Source organism: Bacillus sp. FSL W8-0645, from assembly GCF_038007905.1.
Lineage (GTDB): Bacteria > Bacillota > Bacilli > Bacillales > Bacillaceae > Bacillus > Bacillus pumilus.
In genome coordinates this window covers 943781-957103 of record NZ_JBBOYC010000001.1, presented here as the reverse complement: position 1 = coordinate 957103, position 13323 = coordinate 943781, and the positions used below count along the sequence as shown (strand labels likewise).

The window sequence follows — 13323 nt, the reverse complement described above, 5'->3', positions numbered from 1 at the left end:
TCGTGAGCACCGGCACGCAGGACTAGCGCCGAATGCGATGGTTTGCCTACACGCTGGATCAGTCCTTTTGCGTAAGCATTGAAATTGGCAGTGCATCTTCCTTATTTGGAGCTGATACTCTATGTCCCCACGCAAATACACCATTTAAATATTCCACGTAAAACTGCTCGTCTGTATCTTTGATTTGATAAGTCGTTTTCGTTTGAATCAAGGCTGGATCTAATAAGTAGGCTTTGGCCATATCGATTTTCCGTTCTAAGACGGCATATTCATTCACAATGCCAAGCTGCTCAGCCTTTCGTGCTTTTTCAGAAAGAGAGGCAATCTCCTGCTTCAATTGGTATTCCGTCATCTCACTATAACGTTTGTCCATCTGTCATTCCCCTTTGTCTAAAACGTGATCAATTGTGTCGAGATCAAAACCTTTTCTGAATAAAAATTGCTTCACCTTCATCTTTTTTTCAAATGACCCGTCATATCCTACCTTGCGTTTTGCCTTCTCCAGCATATAGAGGAGGGCTTCTTCTTCCTTTTCCTCTTCTTGTCCATCATAGGCTTCTTGAATGGCTTTATCAATGATCCCAAACGAAAATCCCTTTCGCTGTAGCTGCAGCTTGATGCGCTGCTCGATCTCTTTTGCGGAACGATTTTTTTCTTTTCTCACAAGCTTCTGAACCTGCTTCACAGCTTCCTCCAGCTGTAAGTCATCAGGATATTGCGATAGTGCTTGTTCAATGTTGTCATCATCTATTCCTTTGAGCTTTAGCTCTTTTTTCAGGACAGACGGCCCTTTGCTGTTCGTTTTACGGTGGGTGTTTACATAGGCTTCCGCAAATTCAAGGTCATTTACATACTTGTATTGCTTTAATTTGTGTATAATTTCACTAATAGCAGGTGCCGGGATTTCTTTTTTCGTCAAATAATCGGTTACTTCTTTCACCGATCTCATTCGGTAGGATAAATAATCGACGGCCTGTTGAAATCCTTTTTTCACAGCATCACCGAATTGAATGTCGATGATATCTGCTTCGTCCAGCTCTTTCCCTTTTTTCAAATCGTGCTGGACGAGCACATCTAGATCAACGCTAAAGGCGTATTTTTCATCTAGAAAAATGTTCACCCGCTCTGTATTGTTTTTCTGAGCGGAGATTTTTGTAATATAGGGCATCCTGTGATCACTCCTTTTTTAAAACAGTCAGGATGTTTCTTCTGATTCAAAATCGTGAAAGATATAAGTATGTATATGAGAGGAGAGATGTCAATTGAATATCGCCATCACCGGAGGAACCGGTTTTATCGGCCAGCACGTCACGAAAGTGCTGGCTGCTGAAGGACATCATCTATATATTTTAACAAGAAATCCAAAGGAATCCGAACAAAATCATTTACACTATGTACAGTGGCTGACAGAAGGTGCTGCGCCTGAGCATGAATTGCCTGCGATTGATGTCTGGATTAACCTTGCTGGAAAATCCATTTTCACCCGCTGGACAGACAAGGCAAAAGAAGGCATCCTCTCTAGCCGTATTCAATCCACACAAGAAGTAAGACGCATTATAGAAGCGCAGGAATCGAAACCATCTGTGCTCATTCAAGCAAGTGCTGTCGGAATTTATGGCACGTCTCTAACAGGAGATTTTACAGAGGAATCACCTCCTGCGGATACTGATTTCTTAAGTCATACATCAAAGCGTTGGGAAGCTGAGGGGCAAAAAATTGAAGCACTCGGCATTCGTACGGTCTACACACGCTTTGGCGTCGTATTAGGAGAAAAAGGTACACTGCCACTGATGACACTGACATATAAACTATTTGCCGGCGGAACGATTGGCTCCGGTTCGCAATGGGTTTCATGGGTTCATGTCGAAGACGTGGCACATCTCATGGCTTATGCAATACACAATGACGACATCTCAGGTCCACTCAATGTCACATCACCGAATCCTGTTCAAATGAAGCAGCTCGGACAAACGATTGCGTCTGCCCTTCACCGCCCCCACTGGCTAAAGGTCCCGTCCTTTGTCATTCAAACGGCACTTGGCGAAATGTCATTACTTGTTTTAGAAGGACAGCGTGCGCTGCCGAAAAAGGCTTTGCTTTCTTCTTATGACTTTTTGCATCCTGAATTAAAAGAAGCGATTTTACATTCAAAGGAATAATTTTTGTCAAAAACACCCATCCTATTAGAAATGAGATGAGGGGGCGATTTTGATGAAGAAAAAAGAACACCAGCCAACTTCAAAGCTGAAGAAAACCCAGGAAGTCCTGTATCAGCAGGAATTCAAAAAAGCAGAAAAAGCAGCAGAAAAAAGAAACAAATAAGATGGATATTCCACTCCAACAAGCACATAACTAAAGTGATCTTGTAAAGGAGGGAAAGGCTTTGAAAAAAGACCAACACCAAAAAGCCAATCACGAGCTTGCAGCACAAGAGTCGGATGGCGAATATGTTGAATTTTCCAAAGAACTTGCAGATCCGAATGACGTAAAAGCAATGGCACGTATGAAAGCAGCCGACCAGCGCGCCAAAAAACAATAAGTCAAAAAGCAGACCTTATTCAGCGGTCTGCTTTTCTTTTATTTAATTTCAGTAAGAAGACTTGATGCTTTCTGACGTGATTTTTCCTCAGGCACCTCTTCTGGATAACCAATATGAAGGATGGCAGCAAACCGCTCGTTTTCCTTTAGGCCCAAGTCCTGTTGAAAGCCTTTGTCGTATAAGATGCGGCCGCTCTTCCAGACCATACCGATTCCTTGATCCCAAGCAAGCAGCTGGAAGTTTTGAATGAGCGCGCTCACAGCGGCAAAATCATCATTTCTCACGACTGAATTCTCGTCTTCCTTTAACACTACAAGTAAAAGGGCTGGGACTTTTGAAAAGTAATCTCTATATTGATTGATCTTTTCTTCCTTTGCATCTGGATTGTTGCGCTTGAAGAACGCAATGAAGCGATCAATAAATGTCGCTTTCGCATCATCCGTCACCGCATATAGAAAGCGCCAAGGCTCCGTCATTTTATGATTCGGTGCATAGACCGCATCCTCTAATAACGGCTGAAGCTGCTCAATGGCCACCGGCGTTTCTTTAAATTTTCGAATGGATCGTCTATATCTGACAGCGTCTCGTACCGTTAACGCTTCTGTTTGTTGTTTGATTTCTGGCATATGTGTCATCCTTTCAATCAATCTTAATTGAAATTGATTCTCATTCACATTATAAACATCATTTCGAGCAGTTGCAAATGGTGTTTCCCATCCCGTCTGCTAAAAAGTTGTTTGAGTTTTTCAAGTAATGTTACAATCATATTACGTTTTAAACAAATTTTGATAAAAAAGCCAATATGATGAAATGATTTCAGGTATATTCCCATTTTGTCTGATTCGGTTATTTTGTCAAAAGGCTTTCAACCCATGATTGGAAGGGAGGCTTCTGGATGGAATGAAAATCAATATCGGGCAAATCATTAAGCTCTACCGTTATAAACAAAATATGACCCAATCTGAATTGGCAGAAGGAATTTGTTCTGTCTCTCATTTAAGTAAAATCGAAAATGGCTCAAAGGAGGCCAATCAAGATACGATCAATTTACTGCTTGAACGACTTGGCATCAGTCAAGAAACGCTGTCACAAAAGGCGCGTCATCTGCTGTCACTCTTGGATGAGTTTCAAATGAATATGTATTTCTATGCACTCGATCAAGCTGAACAAAATGCAGAAATGATCATTCAGCACGAGGAACAGTTCTTTTCTCTGGATTTAGGCATTCAGTATCATTTGTCCTTATTTCAATTTTATTTATTATCGGACAAGCAGCCGCTTGCCTTAAAAACACACCGCGTGCTTAAAAAGTTTGAAAAAACCTTTATTGAAACGGAAAAAGAAATATTTGAATATTTAGATGGCATTCATCTCATTAAAAATGGTCAGCTTGAAGAAGGCATAAAGAAACTTGAGAGCTGCTTTTCTTACGCGTCTGTTGAACAAAGTGACCTCTATTATCACTATGCAAAAGCACTTGGAAACATGGGACTTCTTGGCGATGCGCTTGAAGCAACCCATCAAGCCATGGATTTATATAGACAAAAGAACAATTTCAAGCGGATCATTCACTGCACACTCATTCATGGCGTGATCTCACTGGAACTAAAAGCCTTTCAAACGGCGAAGAAATATTTAAAAGAAGTGATTTTGCACACGTCCCTTTATCCTGATGCCTATATTAAAATGACTGCTTATTTTTATTACGGGGTGCTCTTAAAACGTGAAGGCGATTTCTCTTCAGCTGTGCCTTATTTACTAGATTCACTCAATTACTTTAATCAAGAACAGATAGAAGACCATTACTGTGAAACACTGTATGAAATTGCAACATTATATGCTGAATACGACCGCAAAAAGGCACTACCCTACATACATGAGCTGTTAAAACAGCCTCGTATTCAGCCAAACTGTTTATATATGATCAAAATCTATAAATTGATGATTGAGGAAAACCCTCTTGATTTGAAAACCTATTTGATTGAAGCAGCCCTTCCTTACTTTAAACAAAATGAGCTGCACAATGAGTACTTGTTTGCTCTTAGAACCTTGCTTTCCTATGCGGCTTCTGAGCTCGACGAACATGCGTTTATGTCCTACACGAGAACGCTGCTCCATCATCTTGCATCATATGTCCCCTATTACAAAAAAGCATGACCTTCTGCCGATCGAAGGTCATGCTTTTCCTATTCATTAAATGGTCTTCTGTTGATCTGTATCAGGACGGGTGACTTGTTTGACTGAATGAACATACCGTTTTCTCGCAAAGTAATCGTACGCATGCTGACCAAAACCTAACCAAATGCTGAGCACGATGAATGGGATCGTTCCCCATAATGCAGGGATATTGCAAGCAATTTTCAGCCATGTATAGATCCCTGAGTTTTTTTGGTTTTTGGCTAAGGAAATTGACACGATTCGCTTTTCTGCCTTTTCTTCACTTATTTTGTTCAGTTTGAGCAGCTGCGAGTGTCTAAAGGATTCAAAATGAATACGGTTCTTCCAATCGAGAGCTTTCAACAAGTCCATCGCTTTTGCACATGAAGGACTTTGCCCGTCATAAAACACAAGCAGCCTAAGTGATTTGATGGAACGCTGTTCTCTTTTTTTCGATTCAGCGAGCTTCTTTTTTTCTTGATCGAGATAAATGATTTTTTTCATAGATTGATCGCCAGCCCTTTTCCGTCATTTGTTTTTTAGTTCGTTCAAAGGAGATTACAACTAGATTACTATAGTTGCTGGGCCTCTTGTATTGGGAAAAAGCAAACCAACGTGCGTTATATGAGCCTTTAGATAAGGGCAAAATTAAGGTTTTCATGGCACATATGAGGTTTTTCAACTAAAAATGGTTGGGAAAATCGTGATGCGTTGCGGTTTTCTGCGGTTTTTTGTAGAATTCTGCGGTTTTTCTACATCTTTATGCGGTGTTTTGTAGGTGAGACGCAAAAACAAGATAAAAAAAGACTACTTCCCGTTGCGGCGAAGTAGTCTTTTGGTTTATATTTTTTCCAAAACTTCTACTATTTCTTTCTCAATATCTTTCCATAAGTAACGATCTGTCGTATAGTGATGTGCGGCTTCTTTCGCAAATACTTGAAAAGCTTCCTCAAAATCAGGGGCATCCTTGTCGGGTTTTTTCTCATCAACAAATCGCTGTGCTTCTGTTGAGCGTGGTCCCCATTTACCTACTTCATTCCCATCCTGATCAATGATTACGATAATCGGAATCGATCTTGCGGTCCCGTTCGTTAAATACTGATCCATCAGATCTAGATGCTCGTCCCGAATGAAATAGCGCGCATCAATGAGTGCTTCACTTGCAATACGCATGAAAATTGGTACATTGACCATCGCATCTCCGCACCAATCCGCTGTGATGACAAGTGCTCTGAGCTTATTCTTTTGCAGCTTTTGAAGCAGCTCTTTTTCTTTTTGATGAATTGCGTACTGGTTGTACACCGTGAGTAGATTTTCTCGGTTTTTCTCCATGTTGTGTACATATGTACGTTCAGTTAATCCCTTTTTAAACCATTCATTTAATGTCATATTTACATCCCCCTTACTCTTCAACTTTACCACTTTTGCTATTCTTTTGTCTAAAAAAACCTTTACCTAGTGAAAGGTAAAGGTTTTTGATCTATGGACGCCGGTTGCGATTTGGGTCCATCCCAATCAGCTTGGTGACAAGCACCATTGTGACAGGTAATGATGTATTCTTTTTATACGCTAAATATTTTCCGCGCCATTCAGGTTTATATTTCTGTTTAAACGACCGTAATCCGCTGAAGCTGTACATAAATCTGACGTTGTTGAAAATAACACTCGCCAAACGCTCCGTGAGGAAAGATTGATGAAATGTTCCTACATTTGATAAAGGCGCCATTCCCATGTTAAAGGATTTGTAGCCTTTTTCTTTCGCCCATTGAAAAAGGTGGATAAACAGCGCATCCATCATCCCGTTCGGTGCATCATGCATATGACGCATTAGGTCGATGGAAATCTCCCCTTCTTGATACATCGGCATTAGTGATACAAAAGAAATGATCTCCCCTTGTTCATCCTTCAGAATCGCAATCGGTGCTTTTTGAAGATAATCTTCTTGAAAATAGCCGAGCGAAAACCCTTTTTCATTTTTCTTTCCGAGCCAGCTGTCAGAAATCCGTTTTAAAGTTGAGATAAGCTCACCTGAAAAAGGCGGTTCCAGCATTTCAAACGTATAGCCTTCTCGTTCAAACTTATTGGCCACAGCCCGTAAATTTGATTTTTTCTTACCGGAAAGAGAGAACGTTTCTAAATCGACCATGGCTTCTTCTCCAAGCTTAAAGAAATGAAAGCCTAAGTCATGGTAGAGCGCCATCCCTTCCCGTTCTACTTGATAAAAAGCAACGCGATAGCCTGCTTTTTCTGTCTGCTGTAGAAACTCTTCAAGTACAAGTGGATAGGACGATTTACGTCCAGATGGATCTCCAAGCACAATGACGCAGCGGCCAATGCGCCCAAATTGAAGCATCGCCTCTCCATCACTTGAGAAAAATAATTTTTTATCGCCTAAAAAGCCAAGATGACTGAGGGCATTTCCACCCTTTTCCTCTAAAAACGTTTTTAATTTTTCCTCATCTGCTATTTCTCCAATCGGAAATGCTCTTTTATTAAAAATCAATCTGCTAATGAAGAAAAAAAGCGGTACACCGATGAGCGCAATCATGCTTGTCATTGTGATATGCCGTTCATTATGCACCAGGTAATCCCTACTCAAGAAATGTCCAATTTTTGTCCAAATAAAGTTGCCGATGACATTATAGTTAAACAGCACGAGTAAATAACCAGCGGCAGCCGCCACAAACTGATACAAGGAATAAGGGGCCTGCTGCTTCACAAATTGATTTCGAAGAGAGAAAAATACAACCATGATGACTGGCAGAATAAAGATGAGACTCAGGTTAAATCCTTTTAACAAAGTAAACACAAAGCCGCCTGCTAGGGCGATCATCGTCAGCACATACGATCTTTTCGTTCGTTTATACACTTCAATGGACAAAATCATCAGGATGATGCCGAACATTAAAGAAAGACCATTAAATCCTGATAATAGAAAGCGTGGAATGCTCGTAATCACGCCTAATCGATCGACAGGAAGCACAACAGACGCCATGATGAGCAAGCCGCTTCCGAAAGTTAAAATTGATACTGATCCGTACAATAAACGGATTAATAAAGCACGGTGCAACACAATTAAGACGTTTGTTGTTTCTACGGCAGGTGCCATTCTCGGATTGCCTTCAAGACGTCTAAGCGTCGTTCCCGTTAAATCGTAAGCAGCTAGACAAAGCCCAAGGATAAACGGGAAGATCGAGTACACGAAGCGGTACAAAACGAGCGCCGTCAGCACCATCTCTTTATCAAACCCAATGTACTGCATGCTCAGTAAAAAGATGAGGTCAAACGAACCAAATCCGCCCGGAACCATACTGATTAAACCGCCGATTGACGCAATCGCAAATACGCCTAATACAATCCGTACATCGACATTCATCCCCATAGAGACGACAGCCATGTACATGACGAGACCAGCTGCCAGCCATTCTAAAAATGATGCTCCGATATAAGCGTAAATCGGATGCTTCAGTCCGCTTTCACCGCTCTCAATCGAGCTTTTTCGTACGGATGCCATAATGATGTAAATAGGCACAATACAGGCAAAGATGATCACAAAGGCCCATAACCACGGCTCTTGGCTGATAATACTTTCAACAGGAAGCACCCTCACCAGGATTAGATCGCTGAAAATAGATAAGCCCAAAAGGACCGAGGAAGTCAAAAGGGCAATGCCTTTGAGCAGTTTTTTCGTATCGGTTATGTACTCCTTGTATAGAAGTGTTCTAAGCCCTGCTCCTGATAGACCGCCGAACCCAAGGACACTGTTAAAAGAGTTCGCAATCCAAGAAATGCGAATCGTTTTCCAGCCGCTGATGGGCATATTCAGGCTTTTTCGTAAAATAAAATCATATAAGGACATCGATAACACTGCGACAAGTCCAAGAAAAACAAGAATAAACAAGTCCATTCGATTCAAGCTGTCAATGATATAAAACGTTTTTTTAATGGAAAGGCCGCTCAGTTCCTTCTTGGCGACAAAAATTAAGACAAGGATAATCACGATCGGAAAAAGCATTTTTAAGATCGTCATACCCGTTTTTTTGTTCCACATGTTTTTCCCAACTTTCTAAGTTGCTTCATTTATTTCGACTGACCATTATTATACAACAAATACCACTTGATTCATGCAGTTTAACATTCAAAAGCTTGACGAACCTTTCAATTAGAAGTAAAAATCAGTAATATAGAGAAAAGAGCCGCTTAAAGGAAGTGAACAAGCGTGGAATACAATATTCATGACACCACTGTATTAAAAGAAGAGATTCTATCTCCAGAGGAAAAAAAGACATGGGTGCTTTATATGAAAGTACTCACAGCTGCAGGTCTTGGAGATGTGTCAGAATGGATGAAGCTTGATATGAGTATGCCTCAAATGAAGGTACTCATGCTGCTCAATAACCATGGCTCTCTCAAGGTATCCGAAATCGCTGAAAAAATGGGCGCATCTTTGTCCAATATGACAGGCTTGCTTGACCGTTTAGAACAGTCTAACTTTGTCGAGCGAAAGCATTCTGAGCGTGACCGGAGAATCATTGTCGTCGAACTAACAGAGGAAGCGAAAAACATTTTCAGAAGCATTTATCAAAAAGGACACGAAAAAATCAAAAACTCCCTACAACGGCTCAATGACGAGGAAAAAGAAAAAGTCAACGAAGGGCTGGCTATTTTAGAAAAAGCACTGCGTCCTGAACGCGGCTAAACATGAAAAGGAAAAAAGACGGTCACTTGAGATCCGTCTTTTTTAGTTCTTCTAGTTTTCGATCTGGGGTGAAGAGATTTTTACGAATGACTTCCCTGTCATCCCATAAGAGATATCCTACACCGATGATGAGAAAAATGATGCTGATCCACGTCCCGCCAGGCAGCAGTTGTTCAAGTTCCTCAATCGTTCTTTCTGAGCCTAGGCTGTTACTATAGCGCATCTCAAACAGAACGTATTTTGCTATATAAAACAATGCCGCCATACAGATAAACATGGCGCCGACAATTCTTCTACCAGACATGTGTTTACTCCTTTAATTCCATTGATTTCTTTTGATTAATTCCGTGATATGGGCAAGATGATGCTTTGAGTGCCAGACATACATACCTGTTGCATCATGTAAGGACACCGTTTGTTGATAGGCTGGGTGATAATAAGACGCAGTGAAGTCTTCCTCTGACATCCCTCGAAGTAATGTAACCCACCTGCGATGCAGACTGCTGATTAAGGGCAGTGATAGGCTGATGGGCGCTTTGCTATCTGGAAGCTCGGCGAATCCCGCCTGATCATATGGACGGATGTGCGGTATTTCTTCTGTGAGCGCAAGCTTGAATCGTAAGTATGCATTCAAATGGCTGTCTGCTACGTGATGAATGAGCTGACGGACGGTCCATCCTCCAGGCCGATAGGGTGTATCTAGCTGAGCATCTGTCAATTGATTGGTGACCGTTTCATATTCTTGAGGAATCGCAGCCAACTGATCAATCCATGCCACAAGCTGTTCTTTCGTTTTTTCTTCAGCCGGTTCATATAAGCCAATCGGATATTGTAATGACGTCATACACTCTCCCCTTTCTCAAATCCTTCTAGTACAAATTTGCCAATCATCTTTCCTTGCTCAAGTGTTTGATGTGCCTGCTTCAAATGAGCAGCATTCATCGGACTGAGAACCTTTGTTAATGTATGCGTCAATGTCCCCTGTTCAAATAACTCAGCCGCCTCTGTTAAAAGCTCATGCTGTTTGATCATGTCCGCTGTTTTGTACATAGGGCGTGTGAACATGAACTCCCATACAAATGAAGCACTTTTATTTTTGAGTAATTGAATGTCTAAGTTGTACTGATTCTCGACAATGGTACAGATCGTGCCTTGCGGTTTTATGGCTTCTGCCATGCCTTTGAAATGTCCGTCTGTATCATTTAAGCATAAAATAAAATCCACTTCGCCTATTCCTTTTTCCTGAAGCTGCGCAAGAAGCGGCTCATGATGATCAATGATATGATCAGCACCTAATGACAGACACCACTCTTTTGTTTCAGGTCTTGATGCGGTGGCGATCACAGTGGCATTTGCTAATTTGGCTAGTTGGATGGCGATAGAACCTACTCCGCCTGCACCGCCGATGATGAGCAGTGTTGCCCCTTCTGCATTTCGCTTCATATGCATCCGGTCAAATAACGCTTCATATGCCGTAATCGTCGTCAGAGGCATCGCGGCTGCTTCTGCAAAGGAGAGATTGACAGGCTTTTTTGCCACAATCCGTTCATCCACAAGTTGATACTCACTATTTGAGCCTTGACGCGTGATATCTCCCGCATAGTACACGTGATCACCCGGCTGAAATAATGTACACGCTTCGCCGACTTCAACAACCGTACCGCTTGCATCGTAGCCAAGAATTTTTAGTTTTTCTTCCTTCTGATCCTTCGGTGATCTCACCTTCGTATCAACTGGATTCACTGACACAGCCTCTACCTTCACCAGTATATCCTTGCCCGTTGCTTTAGGCTTTTCTACTTCCTGATCCATCAAGCTTTGCTCATGCTCGATCGGTAAGTACTCCAATAGTCCAACAGCTTTCACTCGTTCGCACTCCCTTTCTATATGCTTCTTTTCCACATTTTATCATAATTTTCTGATGTTTATGGATAGATCAAACGAGTGATTGCACATTAAGAACTCTTCAAAGCCTTTCTCTCCCTCGCTATATAAGAAGGACGTGCCTTTTGCAATGAAGGAACATAGGAGAACCAGCTTTTGGATTTAAAGAATAGCTGAACGTAATAAAACTGGATATGCTGAAGTGAAAAGAGCATTAATAGAAAAATAGCTAGTAAAAGAGTTAGGTGATCAGCTGCTCCATGCGTCCATTCCGTGATAAAGAAAACAACAAAACCGATCATGATCAACTGTTCCAGCCTTTGCATGAGCTGGGTCAAAATATGTCCTCGTTTCGATAGATCCCCAGACTGGCGCTTCCTGATCTTTCTCGATTTATAAAACCAAATGGTACATTCTACTAAGTTATGAGTCATAAAAAGAGCGATGAGGGCGATCAATAAAGGTGATGGGGTATAAAGGACTTGTGCAACGAATGGAAACACTAAAAAATAACATGCAATACATGCGTGTCTCACTGATAAGAGAAATAGTTCTTTTTCTATGTATGGTTTCATCTGTTTCACCTCCATATGTACTACGTCTGATTTGCCAAAAAGTTCCCTCTGCCTATCAAAAAAGGATGCCCAAAGGCACCCTTCCTGAATCACATTTAAAATGCAGCGCTTAGTACGACAGGTCCTTGTGGCAGGTTGTTATCCTTTTTTGGTTCAAGGGTAACTGCCACGGTATCCCATGATTCACTCGCTTCTTTTTCTGATAATGCATAGGTGACGGTTCCTTCTCCTTTGTTATTTGTTTTAAAGGCACCGGCTGGCACCGGCTGATCGCCTTTAATAAGCCATACTTGATAAACAGCAGATGAATCAAGCTGATCCTTTAATCCGTCTGCACTCACCACCAACTCTTTTTTGCCGTTATGCTCAATCACTGAGAAAGCACCCGTTGTTTTTGGTGATGCGGCTGATGCCAGTGATTTTGTCGCTACAACCCTGACAGGTTCTTCCGCCTGTTCTTTTACATTCGATAAGAAATACACGTTTCCAGCTGCTGAAATGAGAAGCAGTGCGGCAACGAGCGGCAAGAGCCATTGATTTCGTTTCTTTTGTAGTGGTTTGATCTCGTTTTGTTCACGTACTGCCTTGAGCTCTTTCCTATGGCTATTCTTTTCTTCGGCCGTCTCTTCTTCAAACACCTGGGATAAAATACGGTCTTTCATCCCTGCCGGAGGTGTTTGGTCACCTGCTAGAAATGGAATGTCAGACATGAGCGATGTCAATTCTTCAAGCTCTTCTTTGCAAGCTGAGCAGTGCTTGAGGTGCTCTTCAAATTGTGCTTTTTCTTCTCCTTGGATATGCCCGTTGAAATAATCAATCACTTGATGTTTACACTGAGTCATGCCTCTTCCTCCTTTCCTCCGCGAGACAGTCTCGTCCGTAAGTGCTTCAATGACAATCGAACCCTTCCCTTCACCGTTCCAATGGGGATGCCTAGCTTTTCAGCAATACTTTTTTGTGTCATTCCTTTAAAATAGACATCTTCTATGATGGTTTGCTGTTCTTTTGACAATGTAGATACTGCTTCACGTATGATTTGTTTTTCCTCGTTCCATTCGACTTCCTTTGATACATCTTCTTGATGATCGGCTAAATATTCAATATGCTCATCTTCTAGTGCCGTTTCGTTCCGGTGCTTTCTTAGGAGATCAATGGCCGTGTTGCGTGACATCATGAATAACCACGAGGAGAATTTGCCTTTATCCGTATGGTATTCTCCTATGCCGCGCCAGAGCTTGATAAAGACTTCTTGAAGCACTTCCTCCGCAAGCTCACGGCTTCCAGTCATTTTATAAATAAACGAATATAACACACGTTCATAGCGATCATACAGCACTTCAAGCGAAGGCTTGTGACGATCAAATTTGATCTTGTGATACAGCTCAGAATCTTTCAGTGTATCCATGGTCATCTCCTTCCTTTTCATGAGAAAGAGCATGCTGCATTCATCATGAAATCCTTCACGTATT

17 protein-coding genes are annotated in these 13323 nt (G+C 41.6%); 5 read left to right on the top strand and 12 right to left on the bottom strand.

Going from position 1 to position 13323, the window contains the following annotated elements:
- Positions 1-58 precede the first annotated feature (58 nt).
- Positions 59-373, bottom strand: coding sequence for a YfhH family protein (locus NST39_RS04680; RefSeq protein WP_044139691.1), 315 nt, complete (start codon positions 371-373; stop codon positions 59-61).
- A gap of 3 nt (positions 374-376) precedes the next feature.
- Complete coding sequence (gene recX, locus NST39_RS04675) at positions 377-1168, bottom strand: recombination regulator RecX (RefSeq protein ID WP_065097456.1); 792 nt, start codon at positions 1166-1168, stop codon at positions 377-379.
- 94 nt (positions 1169-1262) lie between these two features.
- On the opposite strand from recX, the gene NST39_RS04670 reads away from it, so the two are divergent.
- The 3 genes from NST39_RS04670 to NST39_RS04660 all read left to right on the top strand — a co-directional run bounded on the left by NST39_RS04670 (position 1263) and on the right by NST39_RS04660 (position 2539).
- Positions 1263-2159: a TIGR01777 family oxidoreductase gene (locus tag NST39_RS04670; protein WP_341027327.1), complete on the top strand. Its 897-nt coding sequence runs from the start codon at positions 1263-1265 to the stop codon at positions 2157-2159.
- A gap of 52 nt (positions 2160-2211) precedes the next feature.
- The gene (locus NST39_RS04665; RefSeq protein ID WP_341027325.1) at positions 2212-2322 is read left to right on the top strand and encodes a YfhE family protein; all 111 of its coding nucleotides are present in this window, start codon (positions 2212-2214) and stop codon (positions 2320-2322) included.
- A 61-nt stretch (positions 2323-2383) separates the two neighbouring features.
- Complete coding sequence (locus NST39_RS04660) at positions 2384-2539, top strand: YfhD family protein (protein ID WP_003217852.1); 156 nt, start codon at positions 2384-2386, stop codon at positions 2537-2539.
- A gap of 38 nt (positions 2540-2577) precedes the next feature.
- On the opposite strand, the gene NST39_RS04655 is transcribed toward NST39_RS04660, so the two are convergent.
- On the bottom strand, positions 2578-3165 hold the full coding sequence (locus NST39_RS04655; protein WP_341027323.1) for a nitroreductase family protein: 588 nt from the start codon (positions 3163-3165) through the stop codon (positions 2578-2580).
- Positions 3166-3439: 274 nt separating this feature from the next.
- Here NST39_RS04655 and NST39_RS04650 point away from each other — a divergent pair, with 274 nt between their 5' ends.
- Positions 3440-4696, top strand: coding sequence for a helix-turn-helix domain-containing protein (locus tag NST39_RS04650; protein ID WP_282061941.1), 1257 nt, complete (start codon positions 3440-3442; stop codon positions 4694-4696).
- A gap of 36 nt (positions 4697-4732) precedes the next feature.
- On the opposite strand, the gene NST39_RS04645 is transcribed toward NST39_RS04650, so the two are convergent.
- The 3 genes from NST39_RS04645 to mprF form a co-directional block, all read right to left on the bottom strand.
- Positions 4733-5200 (bottom strand): thiol-disulfide oxidoreductase DCC family protein, encoded by a 468-nt coding sequence (locus NST39_RS04645; RefSeq protein WP_003217856.1) that lies wholly within the window; start codon positions 5198-5200, stop codon positions 4733-4735.
- A gap of 336 nt (positions 5201-5536) precedes the next feature.
- Positions 5537-6085 carry a thioredoxin family protein gene (locus NST39_RS04640; RefSeq protein WP_341027318.1) on the bottom strand — a complete coding sequence of 183 codons (549 nt, stop codon included), beginning with the start codon at positions 6083-6085 and terminating at the stop codon, positions 5537-5539.
- A gap of 91 nt (positions 6086-6176) precedes the next feature.
- Complete coding sequence (gene mprF / locus NST39_RS04635) at positions 6177-8747, bottom strand: bifunctional lysylphosphatidylglycerol flippase/synthetase MprF (RefSeq protein ID WP_044139697.1); 2571 nt, start codon at positions 8745-8747, stop codon at positions 6177-6179.
- A gap of 168 nt (positions 8748-8915) precedes the next feature.
- Between mprF and NST39_RS04630 the strand changes: the two genes are divergently transcribed.
- On the top strand, positions 8916-9395 hold the full coding sequence (locus NST39_RS04630) for a MarR family transcriptional regulator (RefSeq protein ID WP_008341672.1): 480 nt from the start codon (positions 8916-8918) through the stop codon (positions 9393-9395).
- Positions 9396-9417: 22 nt separating this feature from the next.
- Here the strand turns inward: NST39_RS04630 and NST39_RS04625 are convergent, their stop codons facing one another.
- The 6 genes from NST39_RS04625 to NST39_RS04600 all read right to left on the bottom strand — a co-directional run bounded on the left by NST39_RS04625 (position 9418) and on the right by NST39_RS04600 (position 13259).
- Positions 9418-9699 (bottom strand): hypothetical protein, encoded by a 282-nt coding sequence (locus NST39_RS04625; RefSeq protein ID WP_341027315.1) that lies wholly within the window; start codon positions 9697-9699, stop codon positions 9418-9420.
- Positions 9700-9711: 12 nt separating this feature from the next.
- Positions 9712-10239 (bottom strand): YfiT family bacillithiol transferase, encoded by a 528-nt coding sequence (locus NST39_RS04620; RefSeq protein ID WP_341027313.1) that lies wholly within the window; start codon positions 10237-10239, stop codon positions 9712-9714.
- Positions 10236-11261 (bottom strand): zinc-binding alcohol dehydrogenase family protein, encoded by a 1026-nt coding sequence (locus NST39_RS04615; RefSeq protein ID WP_341027311.1) that lies wholly within the window; start codon positions 11259-11261, stop codon positions 10236-10238. Before NST39_RS04615 ends, NST39_RS04620 begins: the two co-directional genes overlap by 4 nt.
- 89 nt (positions 11262-11350) lie before the next feature.
- A complete protein-coding gene (locus NST39_RS04610) occupies positions 11351-11854 on the bottom strand; it encodes a hypothetical protein (RefSeq protein WP_113768309.1) in 504 nt (167 codons plus the stop codon).
- Between the two features lie 95 nt (positions 11855-11949).
- Positions 11950-12696, bottom strand: coding sequence for an anti-sigma factor (locus tag NST39_RS04605; protein ID WP_341027309.1), 747 nt, complete (start codon positions 12694-12696; stop codon positions 11950-11952).
- Positions 12693-13259, bottom strand: a complete 567-nt coding sequence (locus tag NST39_RS04600) for an RNA polymerase sigma factor (RefSeq protein WP_050944756.1) — start codon at positions 13257-13259, stop codon at positions 12693-12695. The genes NST39_RS04605 and NST39_RS04600 overlap by 4 nt, the downstream gene beginning before the upstream one ends.
- Positions 13260-13323: the final 64 nt, after the last annotated feature.